General features: G+C 54.3%; 15 protein-coding genes. 2 read left to right on the top strand and 13 right to left on the bottom strand.

Translation table 11 applies throughout. The features are described from left to right. The first annotated feature begins 97 nt into the window (after nucleotides 1-97). Entirely contained in the window at nucleotides 98-943 is an 846-nt protein-coding gene (locus tag TH468_RS01360; RefSeq protein ID WP_085641895.1) for an AraC family transcriptional regulator, read from the top strand. A 5-nt stretch (nucleotides 944-948) separates the two neighbouring features. On the opposite strand, the gene TH468_RS01355 is transcribed toward TH468_RS01360, so the two are convergent. The 6 genes from TH468_RS01355 to TH468_RS01330 form a co-directional block, all read right to left on the bottom strand. Further along, nucleotides 949-1,551: a LysE family translocator gene (locus TH468_RS01355; protein ID WP_085641894.1), complete on the bottom strand. Its 603-nt coding sequence runs from the start codon at nucleotides 1,549-1,551 to the stop codon at nucleotides 949-951. Between the two features lie 171 nt (nucleotides 1,552-1,722). After that, nucleotides 1,723-2,091, bottom strand: a complete 369-nt coding sequence (locus tag TH468_RS01350) for a hypothetical protein (RefSeq protein ID WP_085641893.1) — start codon at nucleotides 2,089-2,091, stop codon at nucleotides 1,723-1,725. 185 nt (nucleotides 2,092-2,276) lie between these two features. Continuing rightward, a complete protein-coding gene (locus TH468_RS01345) occupies nucleotides 2,277-2,711 on the bottom strand; it encodes a YqaA family protein (RefSeq protein WP_085641892.1) in 435 nt (144 codons plus the stop codon). Between the two features lie 64 nt (nucleotides 2,712-2,775). Beyond that, nucleotides 2,776-3,072 carry a putative quinol monooxygenase gene (locus TH468_RS01340; protein ID WP_210402198.1) on the bottom strand — a complete coding sequence of 99 codons (297 nt, stop codon included), beginning with the start codon at nucleotides 3,070-3,072 and terminating at the stop codon, nucleotides 2,776-2,778. A gap of 181 nt (nucleotides 3,073-3,253) precedes the next feature. Next, entirely contained in the window at nucleotides 3,254-3,679 is a 426-nt protein-coding gene (locus TH468_RS01335; RefSeq protein ID WP_071240962.1) for an organic hydroperoxide resistance protein, read from the bottom strand. A 148-nt stretch (nucleotides 3,680-3,827) separates the two neighbouring features. Then, entirely contained in the window at nucleotides 3,828-4,859 is a 1,032-nt protein-coding gene (locus TH468_RS01330; RefSeq protein WP_085641890.1) for an alpha/beta hydrolase, read from the bottom strand. 258 nt (nucleotides 4,860-5,117) lie between these two features. Here TH468_RS01330 and TH468_RS01325 point away from each other — a divergent pair, with 258 nt between their 5' ends. Further along, nucleotides 5,118-5,573 carry a MarR family winged helix-turn-helix transcriptional regulator gene (locus tag TH468_RS01325; RefSeq protein ID WP_085641889.1) on the top strand — a complete coding sequence of 152 codons (456 nt, stop codon included), beginning with the start codon at nucleotides 5,118-5,120 and terminating at the stop codon, nucleotides 5,571-5,573. Between the two features lie 27 nt (nucleotides 5,574-5,600). On the opposite strand, the gene TH468_RS01320 is transcribed toward TH468_RS01325, so the two are convergent. The 7 genes from TH468_RS01320 to TH468_RS01290 form a co-directional block, all read right to left on the bottom strand. Further along, nucleotides 5,601-6,068: a DUF1801 domain-containing protein gene (locus TH468_RS01320; RefSeq protein WP_085642417.1), complete on the bottom strand. Its 468-nt coding sequence runs from the start codon at nucleotides 6,066-6,068 to the stop codon at nucleotides 5,601-5,603. Between the two features lie 125 nt (nucleotides 6,069-6,193). After that, nucleotides 6,194-8,239 carry a methyl-accepting chemotaxis protein gene (locus tag TH468_RS01315; protein ID WP_085641888.1) on the bottom strand — a complete coding sequence of 682 codons (2,046 nt, stop codon included), beginning with the start codon at nucleotides 8,237-8,239 and terminating at the stop codon, nucleotides 6,194-6,196. Nucleotides 8,240-8,419: 180 nt separating this feature from the next. Further along, on the bottom strand, nucleotides 8,420-8,803 hold the full coding sequence (locus TH468_RS01310) for an MAPEG family protein (RefSeq protein ID WP_085641887.1): 384 nt from the start codon (nucleotides 8,801-8,803) through the stop codon (nucleotides 8,420-8,422). A gap of 130 nt (nucleotides 8,804-8,933) precedes the next feature. Beyond that, nucleotides 8,934-10,748 carry a methyl-accepting chemotaxis protein gene (locus TH468_RS01305; RefSeq protein ID WP_085641886.1) on the bottom strand — a complete coding sequence of 605 codons (1,815 nt, stop codon included), beginning with the start codon at nucleotides 10,746-10,748 and terminating at the stop codon, nucleotides 8,934-8,936. A 191-nt stretch (nucleotides 10,749-10,939) separates the two neighbouring features. Beyond that, complete coding sequence (locus TH468_RS01300; RefSeq protein WP_085641885.1) at nucleotides 10,940-13,015, bottom strand: methyl-accepting chemotaxis protein; 2,076 nt, start codon at nucleotides 13,013-13,015, stop codon at nucleotides 10,940-10,942. Between the two features lie 169 nt (nucleotides 13,016-13,184). Then, nucleotides 13,185-15,638 (bottom strand): EAL domain-containing protein, encoded by a 2,454-nt coding sequence (locus TH468_RS01295; protein ID WP_085641884.1) that lies wholly within the window; start codon nucleotides 15,636-15,638, stop codon nucleotides 13,185-13,187. Further along, entirely contained in the window at nucleotides 15,638-16,729 is a 1,092-nt protein-coding gene (locus tag TH468_RS01290; RefSeq protein ID WP_246832180.1) for a sensor histidine kinase, read from the bottom strand. Before TH468_RS01290 ends, TH468_RS01295 begins: the two co-directional genes overlap by 1 nt. Between the last annotated feature and the right edge of the window lie 130 nt (nucleotides 16,730-16,859).

The raw sequence follows: 16,859 nt of genomic DNA, 5'->3' as shown, positions 1-16,859 counted from the left end.
GGGACTATAATCAGGTCCGGCCACTGGTGCCACCGGGGAAATTAACCTATCTTCGGATTTTCGCGTTTTCATTCCCAAAGATGGTGCGGGCGTTTCAATGGGCAAGGCAAAATCAGATAACCAGTGTTTCTGGCGCGATGCCGGTCTGTCGTTTGTCGAGCTGCGTCGGGTCGATGATGGGCGTAATGTTTGCTATGAACGCCACAGCCACGACACGTTTTCAATCGGCATCGTCAAGGGCGGGCGCAGTACCTATTGGAACCGGGGGAAGACCCATGAAACCGGCAAGGGATCGGTTGTTGTTCTCAATCCCGAGGATGTTCATGGCTGCAACCCGGTGCCGGGTGGGGGATGGTGTTATGACATGCTGTTTGTCGATCCGGCATGGCTTCTGGATTTGCAGGTGGAAATCGATGCCGATGCCGCCGGGCGGTTTGCGATGTTTTCCGACACCATAAGCCATAGTCCAGTGCTGTATTCCGGTCTGCAAAGCCTTGCCGATACATTGATTGATCCCGATTGTGATCGTTTGGCCAAGGAAAGTACGATGGTATCGTTCTTTGCTGATCTGCATGTGGCGCTTGATCGGCGCGGTATCTTGCGTGGGATTGGCGGTGCGGCGGATAAAAACAAAATGGACCGGGTTGCTGACTATATCCGTGCCTATTGCACCGAAGACGTCAATCTGGATGACCTTGCCGCTGTGATCGGGGTTTCGCGATCCTATCTGGTGCGCGCGTTCAAACAGGCACATGGCATGACACCCTATGCCTATCTGATCAATTGCCGGGTGCAGAAGGCGCGCCATGCCCTAAAGCGTGGGGAGCGGATTGTTGACGTTGCCCTTGATTGCGGCTTTGCCGATCAGGCGCATTTTCAACGGGTTTTCAAACGCCTGATGGCAACCACGCCGCGCCATTATGCAATGGCGCATGTCGCCTGAGCCAATCAGGTGACGATCAGATAGGCCGCACTTGCCACAAGCAGCAATGCCATGATCCTGTTAAACAGACGGATATGGGCGGCATCGTTTAAAAACCGGCCCAGAAACGCCCCGGCATAGGCCCAGCAGGCGACCGAGGCAAAACAGACCACGAAATAAAGTACGGTGAATTCCCAGACCAGTGCCGGGGCACCATGGGCGGCATAGGCCCCCATGCCGGCAACCGCCGCCAGCCATGCCTTGGGATTAACCCATTGCAGCAATGCCCCGGTGATCATTGATGGCCCCTTGTCCGCACGGTTTTTGCCAAGCGTCCCCGATGCGGTGGCAAGTTTGAAGGCCATGAACAGCAAAAACGCCACCCCGGCCCATTGAATGACTGTCGTCAGGTTGGGAAAAATCACCAGCAATTCATGCAGGCCCAACCCGATCAAAAGCAGCAGCAGGCAAAAGCCGCTAGTGGCCCCGAGTACAAGCCGCAGGCTGGGACGGAAACCGTAATGCACGCCGGAACTCAGGATCAGGATATTGACCGGGCCGGGCGTGATGGAGGCGGCAAGCGCGAAGGCAGCCATCGACAGATAAAGGCTTGGGGCGGCGGCAAGCATGGGGTGGCGATCCTTTTAGTGGCTTTGCTGGATGCAACAATGCGCCGCAGGTCTTGGGGTTTATTGAACGATATTGCCCTGCCGGTTGTGATCGCCCATAAAAAACGGCATCCGGGAGTTGGCGCGGATGCCGTCTTGGACGGATCAATTACCTCGGGGGAGGGGATCCGCTTAGTTTTCTGTCAGTTTCATCAACTGACTTGCACAGGCGTCGGCGATTTCCGTGGTCGGGGCATCATTGCCGGGCATGGTGGCCCAGCCTTGAGCTGCGACGAAATCATCACGCTTGTAGGAGCTTTCCTCTTTAAGGGCGGCAAGCTGCATGGTCTGATTGGTGGGGGTCAGGGTTTTGAACTGCGCAACACAAATGGGGGCAAGGGCGGTAATGACTGCATCCTTGCTTTGCGTGTTGGCCATTTCGGTTGCGGTGCTGCTCGAAACGACCCAGCTTGCGCTAAAGCCGATGATCGAGATGGCAACGGCACCGATAACACCGCCCCAGATTGCGGGTTTTACCCAGATTGGAATTTCCATATTCATAATATATTCCCATTCATTTTGTGAAATTTATAAACAATTGCTCTTTTTTATTTCACTCAATGAAATCATGGGGGCGTAATTTTAGCAAATGAACTATATTTTTATATAATTGATGTGGCTATTGTATTTTCAACAATTTTCGCGTTTCGATTTTATTGTGTAGTTTGTTTTGATGAATATTATGATTAGCCAAGTATGTTGGCGATCCAGCCCACGCCACCGGCAATCATTGCATATCGTGCCGTCTTGCCAATCGTCACAAGCACGATAAAGGTCAAAAAGCGCATCCGCATGACACCGGCAAAGAGTGTTAGCGGGTCCCCGATTATAGGCAGCCATGCCAGCAAAAGCGACCAAAGCCCGTATTTGCCAAACCAGTGTGAAGCACGATCAAGGGCATCTGGCGATACCGGGAACCAGCGCCGATCCTTGAAATGATCGATATAAAGTCCAAGCCCCCAGTTGACGCACGAGCCCAGAACATTCCCCGCCGTCGCGACGACAATCAGCCACCACACCGCATGATCACCCGATGAGACAAGGGCTGCCAAGGTCACCTCGGACGTGCCGGGCAGGATGGTGGCGGATGTCAAAGCCGACAGGAACAAGGCGAAAAGCACGTATAAAGGTCCCGTTCAGGTCACATGGGCTGGATCAGGCGAAGGCGGGAATTAAGTTCAGGCTTCAGGACTTAACGGTGAATTTCTGAACGCTGACCGGTTCTGCCAGTAATTCATCTCCAAGGGCGCCAAAGGCGCGCAGGTATGGTGTTTCAAAATGAAGGGCGAGGTCTTCGTCAGAGCGCCAGTTTTCATAAGCCATCCAGATCGCCGGGTCTTCGTTGGATTGATGAATATCGTAACTGATGCAACCTTCTTCGGTGCGCGACGGTTCGACAAGTGCCAGAAGCTGTTTGCCAAGTTCGGCTTCCTTGCCCGGTTTGGCGCGTGCGATGGCAAGAACGGTAAGCTTGGTGATCATCAATGTTTCCTGTGGAATTTTTGCGATATTTTTGCTGCCACGGATCATCGGGGCAGAGGCCGCATCGGGCAACTGTTAAATGCCGACAAATAAAAGCCCGGTGCAGGGGAGATGCACCGGGCTTGGCTTCGGCATATACGGATCAGGGGAGGTTCCGTGCCGAAGAGGAGGCATTTTTCGATCAGGCGATGTGCGAGGTTACATCGACATTGCCGCGGACCGAGTTGGAATACGGGCAGATTTTGTGGGCTTCTTCGACCAGCTTTTCCGCATCGGCCTTATCAAGGCCCGGCAGCGAAATATGCAGGTCAACCGCAAGGCCGAAACCGCCAGCCGCACGTGGGCCGATGCCGACAACAGCCTTGACCGAAACATCAGACGGAACTTTCGGGCCGCCCTGAGAGGAGACGAATTTCATCGCGCCGATGAAACAAGCCGAGTAACCCATCGCGAAAAGCTGTTCGGGGTTGTTGCCTTCGCCACCTGCACCGCCGAGTTCCTTGGGCGTGGTCAGTTTGACATCGAGGCTGCCGTCTTCGGTTTTCGCACGGCCGTCACGGCCACCGGTTGCACTTGCTGTTGCGCGGTATTTGACATCTACAGACATGGTTTTCTTCCTTTGTTTGAACGTGATGGTTCGAAGGTTTCGATAACCCGGCTGATCAGGGCGTTGGTTCGGTTGTGCCTCAAGTGATATGTCGGCGGGTGGGCGGGGGCGCAACCGCGCCCCCGAAAGAAGTTGCAAAAAGTTCAGATCATTCGCCGTAGAAGGCGTTCTTCAGGAACTGGCTGGCCTGGGCGGTTGCGGCCTTGGCAGCCGGGGTGTCGGCGACGGCATTGAGCATGACGAAATCATGGATCGTGCCGTTGTAGCGAACCGTGGTGACATCCACCCCGGCCTGGCTGAGTTTGCGGGCATAGGCTTCGCCCTCATCACGCAGCACGTCGTTTTCATCGGTGATGATCAGGGCAGGTGCCTGTCCGGCCAGCAATTCCTGCGGGGCGTGGATCGGCGTAACTTTCGGATCGGTGCGGTCCGTACCTTCGGGCAGGTACTGGTTCCAGAACCATTCCATTGCCGCCTTGGTCAACCAAGGACCGTTGGCAAATTCGGTATAGGATCCGTTGTCAAAATTCGCATCAGTCACCGGATAGAACAGGACCTGGGCGATGATTTCAGGGCCTTTGCGCTGCTCGGCCAACAAGGAAACAACCGCGGTCATGTTGCCACCGACACTGTCCCCGGCAATCGCCAAACGGGTTGGGTCGACGTTAAGCTGTTCGCTGTGATCGGCGACATATTTGGTGACGGCATAATCCTGTTCAATCGCGATCGGATATTTGGCTTCGGGTGAACGTTCATAATCAACGAAGACGACGGCAGCATTTGCCTGTACGGCGATTTCGCGGATCAGACGGTCGTGGGTTTCCTTATCCCCCAGAACCCAGCCGCCACCGTGGAAGTAGACGACAACCGGCAGGCGGTCGGTGTTGCCTTCGGGGCGGACGATCCGGACCCGGGTTTCGCCGGTCGGACCGACAGGGAATACGGTATCGGTAACATCGGCGGCGCGTTTTGCAATCGGGCCTGCTTGTGCACCGGCCAGAACATTGCGGGCATCAGCCGGGCTGAGCGTGTAGATCGGCGCACCGCCCGAAGCGGTCAGAGCATTGATGAAGTTCTGGGTGTTATTTTCGAGAACCGGATTTGCCAATGCGGTCGTGGCGGTCAGGGTTGCTGCCAGAGCAATCGCAGCGGAGGCAACAGTCGTTTTGAATGTATTCATGATCTTGTTCCTTTTGGCTGTCTGGGTGGTGCCGCTGTGCGGCGTTTTCCGTTTCGATGATTGTGAGATAGCATGCGATTTAATCGTGCACGATATAAATTTGAGAATATGAGCTATGCAATTAAATCGCTTGTAATTAAATCGTGTGCGATATATTTATATGGGTTTGATTTGAAATCGGCCGTGTTACGAGCCGCAGAAGCAGCCCCCAGTGACTGCCCGTCGACCCGGCCCGATAGGACAAAGGAGAACGCCACTATGGACAATCATGATAACAATCCGCTCAGGCTTGAAAACTTCTTGTGCTTTTCTGTCTATGCGGCCAGTCATGCGTTTAACCGTATCTATAAACCGCTTCTTGACGCGCTTGAGCTCACCTATCCGCAATATCTGGTGATGGTGACCCTTTGGGAGCAGGATGATCAGCCGGTTCGCAGCATTGGTGAAAAGCTGTTTCTGGAATCCAGCACCTTGACGCCTTTGCTTAAACGGCTTGAGGCGGCGGGACTGGTTAAACGTACCCGCGATCCAAAGGATGAACGTTCCGTACGTATTACCCTGACAGCAGCGGGCAGGGAATTGCGGCAAAAGGCACTTGATGTACCGCGTTGTGTTGGCGAGGTGGCGGAACTTGATCTTTCGACAATCAAACGCCTGATCGATGATCTGGGCCAGTTGCGGGACAATCTTGAGGCAAATGCATCGCGGAAATAGCGATGAAAACGTTCAAGCAAGCGGCGACTAGCGTTTGGGTGTCGGTTTGCGCCGGTCCTGATGATAAGTCAGCGCCCAGCCAAGCACGGTTTTAATTGCTTCTTCGGGAAACGGGCGATCCAGCGCAAGCAGGATCGCCCGATTTCCTTGGCATTCCAGAACCTCGTCAAAATGGCTACGGACCCGATCAATCAGGTCGGTCTGGCAGTTGACGTAAATGGCGATCCGGTCGGGTGCCTTTGGTTTCCAGTCGGCCCGGATGGTCGTCCCCGACCCGGAGGGCGTTACCCATGCCGGTTCCCCCCATTTCAGGGTTTCCGTAATCGTTCCGATAGGGATCTTTGCCGCCAGTTCGAAAATCCACCCGCGAATTGTCATTAACGCCGAGCGGGCATCGTCGGGATAGCATGCGAATTTGGTCGAAAGGTCAGCGGCCAGTGTGGGAATTGTGCCGGAGTCAAATCGGCTTATTCTGAAGGATTGCGTCTGGTTCATATTCCTGCCCGGCATTGGATGCATCAACCAGACATCATAGCGCAGAAAAAGAAAGGGCGCGATGTCCTGGTGGATATCGCGCCAAGTTTGCTGTCAGGGACAGCAGGGAGGCAAAGAGAAGACGTTCAGGCGACCAGTTTGCGAACATGCTGGCGCATTTTTGCCAGGTGATCGGTATCCAGCGGCAGTTGGAGGACGCTGCAATCGCCTTCCTGACGAGCAACACGGGCGCGCAATGCGTCGGGCACGTTTTGCAGGTGCAGATCAACGATTTCGCCGGGCGTTACCGAAAGGGCCGGGCGCACCACCAGATGAGCGCAGGAAATTTCTGTGGCACTGCCTAGCCAGTCACCATCTTCACCCGATGTACGGGCATCAATCGAAATCGTGTGTCTTTCATAGGTGTCATCGTCAACATCGTTGCTTTGCATCGCGCGCAGGAAGATTTCGACTTCCCGGCTAAGCAGGGCGGCTTCGCCTGCGGTGGTGTTTGCGGCACTGTTGACTTCCTCTGCGTCGGATTTGACGTCTTCGATGCGCCCCCGAATGCCGGTGATGTTGCTGGCAACACGACGCGCACTTTCAGATACGAAATCAACACTGCGCGAGATTTCCTGCGTCGTAGCGTTCTGTTCTTCGATCGCACCGACGATGGCGGATACATATTGATCAATGCTGTCGACGATCCCGGAGACGTTTGAAATCGCCTCGGCCGAGCTATGGGATACCTGCTGGATGCGGGCGACGCGTTCCGAAATTTCCTCGGTCGCCTTCGCCGTCTGGTTGGCCAGCGATTTGACTTCACCCGCAACCACAGCAAAGCCCTTGCCTGCGTCGCCTGCTCGTGCAGCTTCGATGGTGGCATTGAGCGCCAGAAGATTGGTCTGTTCGGCGATTTGGGTAATCAGTTGCACCACCTGTCCGATTTCATCTGCAACGGTTTGCAGGCTCTGCATTTCGTTTTTTGAGGTTTCCGAATAGGTAACAGCATTGCGCGCGACGTCGGAAAACTGGGTGATTTGCGACGATATTTCACCAATGGCAGCCACCATTTCCTCAGTGGCAGCACTCAGTGCCTGCGCATTGCCCGATGATTCCTCGGCCTCGGTCGCAACAGATGCCGCAAGGTTATTGGTGTGACCCGAATTGGTGTTAACGGTATTGGCGCGTTTGACCATTTCTTCGGAACTGCCGAGGATACGGCCAAAGACCGCCCCGATGGAGGAGCCGAAAACTCCAACCAGATGGTTGCGCTCAGCCTGGCGCTGCTTTTGTTTTTCCTCGATCCGTTTGTGAGCTTCTTCAAGTTCTCGCGCCCGAATCATGTTTTCCTGGAAAACCTTCATCGCTACAGAAATTTCGGCAACTTCATCTTCGAAATGGCTGTTGGGTACTGGCGTGTTGAGCTTGCCATCTGCAAGTTCGCCAAGTGCTAGGGTCAGGCGTTTCATCGGAACAGAAATGCTGCGCCCCAAAAGAAAGGCCATCAGAATGCCAAGCATGGTCGCCAGAGAAGACAGGATGGCAATCATCATCTTGCCATTGCGTTCATCGGCAAGAGCCGTACTCATTGATGTGCGAGTGAAGCCTGAAATCTGGTTGAGCAGATTTTCGATTTCGGCGTTCAGGTTCTTCTGTTCTTTCTCTGTGCGGATGACCGCACTAATTAGCGCGGCACTTTCGATATCGCCGTTGGCAACGCTGTCAAAGATGTTTTCGACATGCTCTTCGTAAGCGCGATGTTCGGCTTCGATACGATCCAGTGCGCCCGATACAAGGTCGAATTCCAGTCGGGCTTCATCTGAAAGGGAGGTCTCCAGAAATTTGGCAACCATTATACGGGCGGATGCGATTTCGGCATCGGTGCGAGCTGCGATTTCTTCGAAATGGTGACGGACTGTCTCAAAGGTATCAGCTTCGTCATGTGCGGATACCCTGCCGATCCGAAGGGCGCGTTCCATAAGGATTGCCTGTTCAAGCTGGTGCTGCGTGATTTTTTCCAGAAGGGCGTTTAACGGCAGGTCGCGATCGGCAACTTCTTCCAGCTCATGGCCGATCTTGGTCATCGTATAGACGCCAAACCCGCCAACCAGGCAGGTCGATAAAATCAAAACCCCGACCAGACTGAACAGGCGGTGCGAAATCCGCAATTTCCTGATTGCTACGATCATCGAACTTTCCCTCCCCACATTGGCCTGCCGGGTGTGCCAGCAGGACCGAGGTGAATTGACTAAGCGGAAGTATAGATGTTTCCGCTTATCGCAATATCCTCATATGGGGAGGGTAATATCCGATGTGTTGTTTTTTGTGTTGATTGTTAAATCAAAGGTTGTTTCGAGCTGGCCCGTCTTTCAGATGCTTTGGATCAGAAGCCAGATCGCAGCACAGAACATGACAGCATGCTGTATCAGCATGGCGGGGGCGATCAGCGCAAGGGATGCGCTCAGGGTGCCCCAAGCGTGAAGAATACGCGCAATAATGAAGGCTCCGGCGACCAGCCAGATGATGCCGGATGTTGCCAGAACGGCTTCGAGGGCCAACACGACGAAAATGCAGAACGGTGCGTTTTCGATGAAATTGCCATGCGCGCGAACGCGGCGTTGCAGGGCTTCGTCGCCGCCATCGCCACGGGCCAGTTTAAGGTCGCGTCGCCGAAGGGAAACATTCAGGCTCAGAGCGATCAGCATCAGGGCAAAAATGCCGGTCACAAAGACGGTAAGGGGGATCGGCAGCATGTGCATGGTCCTTTAACGCGTTGCGATGGCACAAGCTTTGCCTGATTGTCCAGGTGATGCAAGGGGTGTCATGCAAACAGGCCGAAAAATTCCGGCCTGTTAGGTGATCGGCTTAACCGTATCTATCGGGTTATTCGGCGGCGCGAAGCATGGAGGTTTGGTATTGCGTCGGGAGGCCTTTGGCATTCATGCCGTCACCCTGCACGCGCTTCATCGCGGTGATGAAATCGCTGATCCTGCTGTTTAAGAAATCGGCCTGGTGGGCTGTGTGGTCGGCATTGTCATGCACCGTAACGGCACTGCTGCCAACATCGGCAACGCTGGACTGAATCGTTGTAACATTTTCCGAAACGCGTTTGGCACTTTCAGAAACGAAATCGACATTTCGGGCAATTTCGCGTGTTGTCGCGTTCTGTTCTTCAACGGCGCCGACAATAGCAGTGACATAATTATCGATGCTGTTGATCACCGTGCCGATATTGGTGATGGCGTTGGTTGAATTGCGCGATACGCTTTGAATGCGTTCGATTTTACGGGTGATTTCCTCGGTGGCCTTGGCTGTCTGATTGGCAAGGCTTTTGACTTCGCCTGCAACCACGGCAAATCCTTTGCCCGCGTCACCAGCACGCGCCGCTTCAATCGTGGCGTTAAGCGCAAGAAGGTTGGTCTGATCGGCAATCTGCGTGATCAGTTGCACAACCTGCCCGACTTCTTCTGCAACTTCCTGAAGGTTACGCATTTCGGTTTGAGAAGTGTTGGAATGTTCAACCGCATTGTGAGCAATTCCGGAAAACTGGGTGATCTGGGACGAGATTTCGTCGATAGCGGCGACCATTTCCTCGGTTGCGGCACTAAGCGACTGCGCACTTGCTGATGACTCCTCTGCTTCGGTCGCGACAGCACCGGCAAGCGATCCTGCTTGCCTGCTTTGGCTTTGCATGGTTTCGGCACGCGCGAGAACCTCGTTGGCGCTTTTCACGATATCGGCAAAGGTTTCAACAAGGGTTTCGCAGAAATCCTTGACCAGCCGGTCTGTTTCCGCCCGGCGCTTTTCATCGCGCTGGCGCTGGGCTTCCTGCTGGGCTTCGAGTTCGCGGGCCTTGACCATATCAGCCTGAAATACCCGCATCGCGTCGGCCATGTCGCCGACTTCGTCGCGGAATTTGGAAACCGGAACCGGGGTATCAAGCTTGCCCTGGGCCAGATCGCCAAGCGCATCGGTCAGTCGACGCAAAGGCAGCGTGATCGAACGCCCCAGAAGCCATGCCAGCAAAGTTCCCGACACAAGGGCGATTGCCGACAGGGTGGTGACCAGTGTTTTGCCCATCTGTTCATCGGTCAGTGCCTTGTTCATCGATGTTTTGGTATAGCTCGATACCTCGGCGACAAGGTTTTCGATTGCGGCATCAAGGCCGTTTTGCAATTTCTCGGTCGCGATGACAGTATCTGCGACGTCGGCCGGGCTTGCACCGTTATCAAGCGCTTTGAAAATGCCTGCGACATTCGCTTCGTAAGTGCGATGGTCTGTTTCTATACGCGAAAGAGCTGCTTCGACTGCTGCAAACTCTGCCCGATCGGCGTCATTTGAAAGCTTGGCGAGGTAGGTTTTGACCATATTGGTTGCTTCGCGGAGTTCCGCATCGGACTGGTTTGAAATTTCCTCGAAATGAACACGAATATCGCTTTCGCTTTCACTATGAGCGTCAACGTTTTGGAAACGCAGCGATTTTTCCATCAGGATGGCCTGTTCGAGCTGATGCTGTGTGATTTTCTCAAGCATCAGTGTCAGCGGCAGGTCCCGGGCGGTAACCTGTTCCAGCTCGTTGCCGATCACGGTCATTTTATAAGTGGCTATCGCGCCAAGCAAACAGGCGGTTAGCAGTAACCAGCCAGCCAGACTGTACATGCGTTGCGAAATATTTGATTTCCACACCCATCCAAGCATTTCTAATCCCTCGCGAAAGATACCACTTGTTTTTCTACTTAAGAGCTTCCGTATGTTATTCAAGATATTCGGAAGGGTGGCATGGCAACATCCCCATATGGGGAGGGTTTCATAGAACCATACCGGATTGGCGCATGAAAAAGGGCGGCATTCGAAAATGCCGCCCTTGCTGGTTTTTAAGCCAGAAACCTTTATATGTGACGCAACCGGTCAAGGAAGTTTTTGACCTGCGTGTCAAGGTTTCGCGCCTGTTCGGCCAGTTCGGTTGCCCCGGCCTGGACGTTGGACGCGGCCTCGCCGGTTTGCTGGGACGTGTTGCGCACGATCCCGATAGAGGAGGATACTTCGTTCGTGCCTGCGGCAGCCTGCTGGACATTGCCCGAAATTTCGGCCGTGGCAGCGCCCTGTTGTTCAACTGCGGCGGCAATCGCGCCGGTGATTTCATTGATGTTTGAAATCGTTTCGGTGATCTTTTCAATCGCGCCCACGGTGTTGTGGGTTTCGGACTGGATCGATCCGATCTGTTGGGCAATATCCTCGGTTGCCTTGGCGGTCTGATTGGCAAGGTTTTTGACCTCGCTTGCGACGACGGCAAAACCTTTGCCAGCTTCGCCCGCACGAGCGGCCTCGATGGTCGCGTTCAGCGCCAGAAGGTTGGTCTGGGACGCAATGTCATTGATCAGGCTGACAACCTGACCAATGCGATCAGCGGCCTCGGCCAAGCCAGTAACCATGGCGTTGGCACGCGATGCTTCATCAACCGCATTGTTGGCAATTTCCGATGATCGTGCGACCTGCGAACTGATTTCCTGAATGGAAGCGGAAAGTTCCTCGCTCGCCGAGGCGACGGTCTGGACATTTGCACTGGCCTCGTCGGCGGCAGCGGCAACCACGGTTGCCTGCTCGGAGCTTTCATCGGCCGCGCGGCGCATCTGGCGGGATACCTTTTCCATGTCGCCCGCGCTATCGGTAACTTTTACAACGATGGAGCCGACCGATTTTTCGAACTCGTCAGCCATCTGAAGGCGGGTGCGGTTGCGCTCTTCGCTGGCGCGATGTTCGGCTTCGCGTTTATCACGTTCGGCCTGCTGCATGCCGGCGGATGCTTCCTTGAAGGCTTCGAGCGCCTTGGCAATGGCACCAATTTCATCCGACCGGTCGTGATAGGGGACCGTGACATTGAAATTGCCCTTTTCCAGATCGGCAATCACGCTGGCAACGCGGGTCATCGGGCGGGCGACCATGGCATTGGTCGATAGCAGGATCACCGCGATTACCACCAGCAGAAGCACCACGCCGCCAATCAGGGTCGCATTGCGAAGGGTATTGGCCGGGGCGAAAACGGTTTCAAGCGGCACATTGACCACGACACCCCATTGATTGGGATATCCTTCGATGGCGACCGGAACGATCAGATGCATGAATTCATTATCTTCGATCTGACGGGGTTGGCCGGATTTCATGGCATCAAGAATGGCGGCATCGGTTGTTTTGGCAGTATCAAGTTTGGTGCCACGGATATCTGGATTTTCATGAGCGACCCATGTGCCTTGTGCGGAAACCAGATTGACCGTGCCGGTGCCAAACGGGGCAAGCTTTGCAAACCGTTCGGAAAGCGCATTGAGTTCAAGGTCTACACCCAGAACACCTAGGAACTTTCCGCCGCTGTCCTGAACCGGATAGACAAATGAAGTCAGAACCACATCGCGACCCTGAATGTCATAGGTGATGGCATCGGTCAGATAAGGCTGATTGGTGCGTTTGGGTTCGGTGTAATATTCATTGACCTCGGGATTATCGAGCCCGGTCAGGTGATAGGGGGTAATGCCGCCGCCGAAGTTATAATAGTAGGTGACGTATTTTCCGGTGCCGTCGCCAAACGGTTCGCCTTCGTTCTTGTAATCGGCGTCCTTGCCGTCAAGTGCGTTGGTTTCAAATCCGGACCACGCCCCGGCAAGGGACGGGTTATCCATCAGGGTGCGATTGAGGATTTCGTTATAAGCCTTGCGGTCTGCTCCGCCCTGTTCGCGAAGGGCGCGAAATGCACCGGCAAGATTTTTGGCAACCAGCATACCACCATTCAGTACGCGGCTTGCCTGCTCGGCGTGAAACTGGCCGACTGAACGCGCCTCGCCAACGGTCAGTTCCTCGGTTGTCTTGCTGGTTTCAAGCGTTTGCAGGAAGATGCCCACGATCAGGCAGAAGGCAATGGCAATCGCACTAACGAAAGTCAGCTTGGTGCCAAGAGACAGGTTGGAAAATCGCATTTCAAGGTCCCCTCAGATAACACTATACTTCTGAAGTATTCTTGGTGGTCCTTCCCTGTGCTGCTTGATTCAGAGGCTTAGCAGCTTTGACTAGCGAATAGTACCACGCACCCTATACTTTAGGTAAGTGATAATTATCTGATTTGAACAGGGCGGCTACGCGATTGTTTTATGAAATTTTCGTGTTTGGGTAGATGGACTTGAAAAGTTGTTCGGCGGGGACCGGTTTGCTGAATAGGAAACCCTGCAATTCGTTACAGCCCTGCCTATGCAGGAAATCACGTTGGGCGGTTGTTTCGACCCCTTCGGCAGTGACTTTGAGGCCAAGGGTCCGTGCCATGGCAATCATGGCTTCGGCAAGGGCGGCATCATCGGTATTTTGCGGAATGCCTTTGATAAAGGCGCGATCAATTTTGATGCGTTCAATCGGCAGGCTTTTGATGGACCGCAAACACGAATAACCCGTGCCGAAATCATCAATCGCGACCGATACGCCAACCGCGCGCAATTCATGCAGGGTATCGATCATGATATCTTCGTCCTGGATCATGCTTTCGGTGACTTCAATCTCCAACCATTTCGGATCAAGTCCGGTATTGGCCAGAACAGTTTGCACCGTTTTGGCAAAGCCCGGTGTGCGCATCTGGCGGACTGAAACATTGACCGCGATGCGGATCGGATCAAAACCTTCATCTTGCCAGCGGCGCGCCTGTGCGCAGGATTCTTCAAGAACCCATTGGCCGATTTCGACAATCAACCCGCTTTGTTCAGCAATCGGGATGATTTCTGCCGGACCAAGAATACCGTTTTGAGGATGTTTCCATCGGATCAGGGTTTCGGCACCAGACATTTCGCCGGTTTCTGCATCGACTTGCGGCTGATAATAAAGTGTCAGCTCACCCTTTTCCAGGCCGCGACGCAATTCCAGACTGCGCGTCATATAGTGCGTGGCACTTTCGGTCATTTCCGATTTATAAAACGCATAGGTGCGCCGCCCCTGATCCTTGGCGGCATACATTGCCGTGTCGGCCAGCCGGATCAGATCCTGCGGTGAATGGGCGTTTTCGGGATAAAGGGCAATGCCGATGCTGGCCGATAATGTCAGTTCATGGCCGAGGATGTAGAACGGCTTTTGCAGTTCATGAATGATGTGGCTGGCAAGGTTGCCTGCGGCGGCCTCGCTATGCATGTTTTCGCGGATAATCAGGAATTCGTCCCCGCCAAGGCGCGCGATGGTATCGGTTCGATCGGTCAGTGCCTTGATGCGGGTCGCAACAATCAGCAAAACCTGGTCACCGGCGGCATGGCCAAGTGTATCGTTGATATTCTTGAAGTCATCAAGATCAAGGAACAGGCAGGCGACCACCGACCCGGTACGTTCACAGCGTTCAATCGCACGGTTCAGTCGGTCGGTTGCCAGAAGCCGGTTGGGCAGGCCCGTGAGGCCGTCATACTGGGCCAGATAATGCAGTTCCTGTTCGGCCTGTCGGATGGCGGTGCGATCCGAAATCATCGCAACGAAATGGGTCAGGACGCCATCGTCGTCTTCGACCGCGATGATCTGCATCATGATGGAAATCGGATTGCCCGACATGTCCCGGGTTTCGATTTCGCGGTGCCATTGGCGGCGTGTGCGCAGCGTATGGAACAGTTCCTGATAAAAGGCGGGCGGGAAGGCTTCTGGCACGATCATATAGGGTGGGTTGCCGACAACGTTCATCGGGTCTGCGCCCGTAATCTGGCAATAGGAACGATTGGCGCTGGTGATGTTCAGGTCCGGGTCCAGTATCAGAATGCCATCCTGGGTGGTTTCAAATACTGTCATCGCCTGACGGAGCTTGTCATTGGTCAGACGTTGATCGGTGATGTCCTGCATCACGCCTATGATCCGTTGGGTGCCCTTGCGGTCATTGATATAGGACTTGCCGCGTGCGCGGAACCAGCTTTGGGTGCCTTCGCTTTGCTGACCGCGGAAAACGACGTCGTAGAATTCGCCATGCAGAACGGCATATTCGAATGCCTTGCGAACCATGTCGCGATCATCGGATGCAACACGATGCAGAAAATCTTCCCAGCTTTCGGTGATTGTTTCTGCACTTTGATTTTCGTCGGGTAAAAACTGTGCCAGACCGGTGCTGTGCATTTTGCGGGTACTGACATCCACCTCCCAGCAGCTCATGCGGGCAGCATGCATGGCAAGCGACAGCCGTTCCTGACTTTCACGAAGGGCAAGCTCTACCTCGCGGCGTTCCAGTGCCATCTGGATTGTCGCGTGCAGTTCACGTTCTGAAAACGGTTTTAACAAAAAGCCATAGGGCCGGGTTTGGCGCGCCCGTTCAAGGGTTGTATCCTCAGAATAAGCCGATAGATAGATGATCGGGATCATCAGATGTTCGGGGATGCCCGCCGCGGTTTCAATGCCGTCAAGATCACCGTCGATCCGGATATCCATCAGAATGATGTCAGGCGCATCGGTTTCAATCGCTTTTAAGGCATTGATACCGGCACTATGGACCGATGTCCGGTCATAACCGAGCCGGGCAAGCTGTTGACGCAAATGCAGTGCGACGATCCGTTCATCTTCGACAATCATCACATGGATCGGCTTGCGCATGGCGATCATCAATCCTTTATCGTGAAGCGAATAGTGATACGGGTCGGGTTGCGGGTGTGCATATCAAGCGTCCCGCCAAGCTGATCGGTCAGCAATTCAACCAGTTGCAGGCCAAGCCCGCTGCTGCTGTCGACACAGAAACTTTCCGGGAATCCGACCCCGTCATCGATCAGGCTGAGTTCGATCTGGTTCGGGGCGATTTCGGTGGCGGAAAGGCTTATTGTGCCCTGTCTGTTACCGGGAAATGCGTGTTTGAGCGCATTGGTGATCAGTTCGTTGGTAATCAGGCCGCATGGCACAGCCGTTCCGATCGGAAGCGAGACCGAACCCAGATCGCGTTCAAACCTGATGAGGTCGGGATTGGTGTTGAAGGTCACCAACAGCGAATTGATCAGCGCATCACAGAAATAGTTGAAATCGACGCGCGAAACATCTTCGTTTTGATAAAGGGTCTGGTGGATTTGCGCCATGGACCGGACGCGGTTGCAACTGTCGCGCAGGATTTCACGTGCCAGTTCGTCCTTCACATTGGCGGTCTGCATATCAAGCAGGCTGTGAACGATTTGCAGATTGTTTTTGACCCGGTGATGGACCTCCGACAGCAGGATTTCCTTTTCCTGCAAGGATTTTTCCAGCCGTTCCTGACGGCTTTTACGGTCCGAAATATCGACAATGGCGGCCAGGACCTGTACACGGTCGCCTTCGGCAATCGGGTTCAGACCGATTTCCACCGGAAACTCGCTGCCATCCTTGCGCAGGGCATAAAGATCCCGTCCCGGTCCCATGGGCCGTGGTCCGGGGGCGGCGATGAAACTGTTGCGAAGCCCGGCATGATGATGGCGGAACCGATCTGGCACCAGCACATCGACTGGCTGGCCGAGTAATTCATCACGGGTATAACCGAACACCTTTTCTGTTTCGGCATTGACCATTTCAATAAGGCCCTTGGCATCGACAAGAATCATCGCATTTGGCGCATATTCAACAACGCGCCGGAAACGATGATCTTCCTCGAATGCGACATGCGGTGCGGTCATCGTGCTGCCTGATCCATCGGCGTGCGACGCCGACAAGTCTTTCATGTCTGACGTTTCGTTCAATCATTTCTCTCCCGTGCAAGGCGGTCCCCCGCCTTAAGAAGGACAGGGAACCCCTGATCGTCGCCCGTTTTCTTCGCCCACTCCCGGCGGCTTTTTTGTTCCTGACTGCACGGACAAGTAACAGTTACGA

Origin of the sequence: Thalassospira sp. MCCC 1A03138 (assembly GCF_002115785.1) — a bacterium.
Lineage (GTDB): Bacteria > Pseudomonadota > Alphaproteobacteria > Rhodospirillales > Thalassospiraceae > Thalassospira.
The sequence above is the reverse complement of the archived record's forward strand: the minus strand, read 5'-3'. Positions and strand labels throughout refer to the sequence as shown.

Bases quoted from the DNA above. Each gene is read 5' to 3' on its own strand.
- TH468_RS01305 (WP_085641886.1), bottom strand. From the start codon at position 10,748: ATGCTTGGATGGGTGTGGAAATCAAATATTTCGCAACGCATGTACAGT.
- TH468_RS01320 (WP_085642417.1), bottom strand. From the start codon at position 6,068: ATGAACCAGACGCAATCCTTCAGAATAAGCCGATTTGACTCCGGCACA.
- TH468_RS01330 (WP_085641890.1), bottom strand. From the start codon at position 4,859: ATGAATACATTCAAAACGACTGTTGCCTCCGCTGCGATTGCTCTGGCA.
- TH468_RS01315 (WP_085641888.1), bottom strand. From the start codon at position 8,239: ATGATCGTAGCAATCAGGAAATTGCGGATTTCGCACCGCCTGTTCAGT.
- TH468_RS01340 (WP_210402198.1), bottom strand. From the start codon at position 3,072: ATGATCACCAAGCTTACCGTTCTTGCCATCGCACGCGCCAAACCGGGC.
- TH468_RS01300 (WP_085641885.1), bottom strand. From the start codon at position 13,015: ATGCGATTTTCCAACCTGTCTCTTGGCACCAAGCTGACTTTCGTTAGT.
- TH468_RS01360 (WP_085641895.1), top strand. From the start codon at position 98: ATGGGCAAGGCAAAATCAGATAACCAGTGTTTCTGGCGCGATGCCGGT.
- TH468_RS01310 (WP_085641887.1), bottom strand. From the start codon at position 8,803: ATGCTGCCGATCCCCCTTACCGTCTTTGTGACCGGCATTTTTGCCCTG.
- TH468_RS01295 (WP_085641884.1), bottom strand. From the start codon at position 15,638: ATGATCGCCATGCGCAAGCCGATCCATGTGATGATTGTCGAAGATGAA.
- TH468_RS01325 (WP_085641889.1), top strand. From the start codon at position 5,118: ATGGACAATCATGATAACAATCCGCTCAGGCTTGAAAACTTCTTGTGC.
- TH468_RS01355 (WP_085641894.1), bottom strand. From the start codon at position 1,551: ATGCTTGCCGCCGCCCCAAGCCTTTATCTGTCGATGGCTGCCTTCGCG.
- TH468_RS01335 (WP_071240962.1), bottom strand. From the start codon at position 3,679: ATGTCTGTAGATGTCAAATACCGCGCAACAGCAAGTGCAACCGGTGGC.
- TH468_RS01350 (WP_085641893.1), bottom strand. From the start codon at position 2,091: ATGAATATGGAAATTCCAATCTGGGTAAAACCCGCAATCTGGGGCGGT.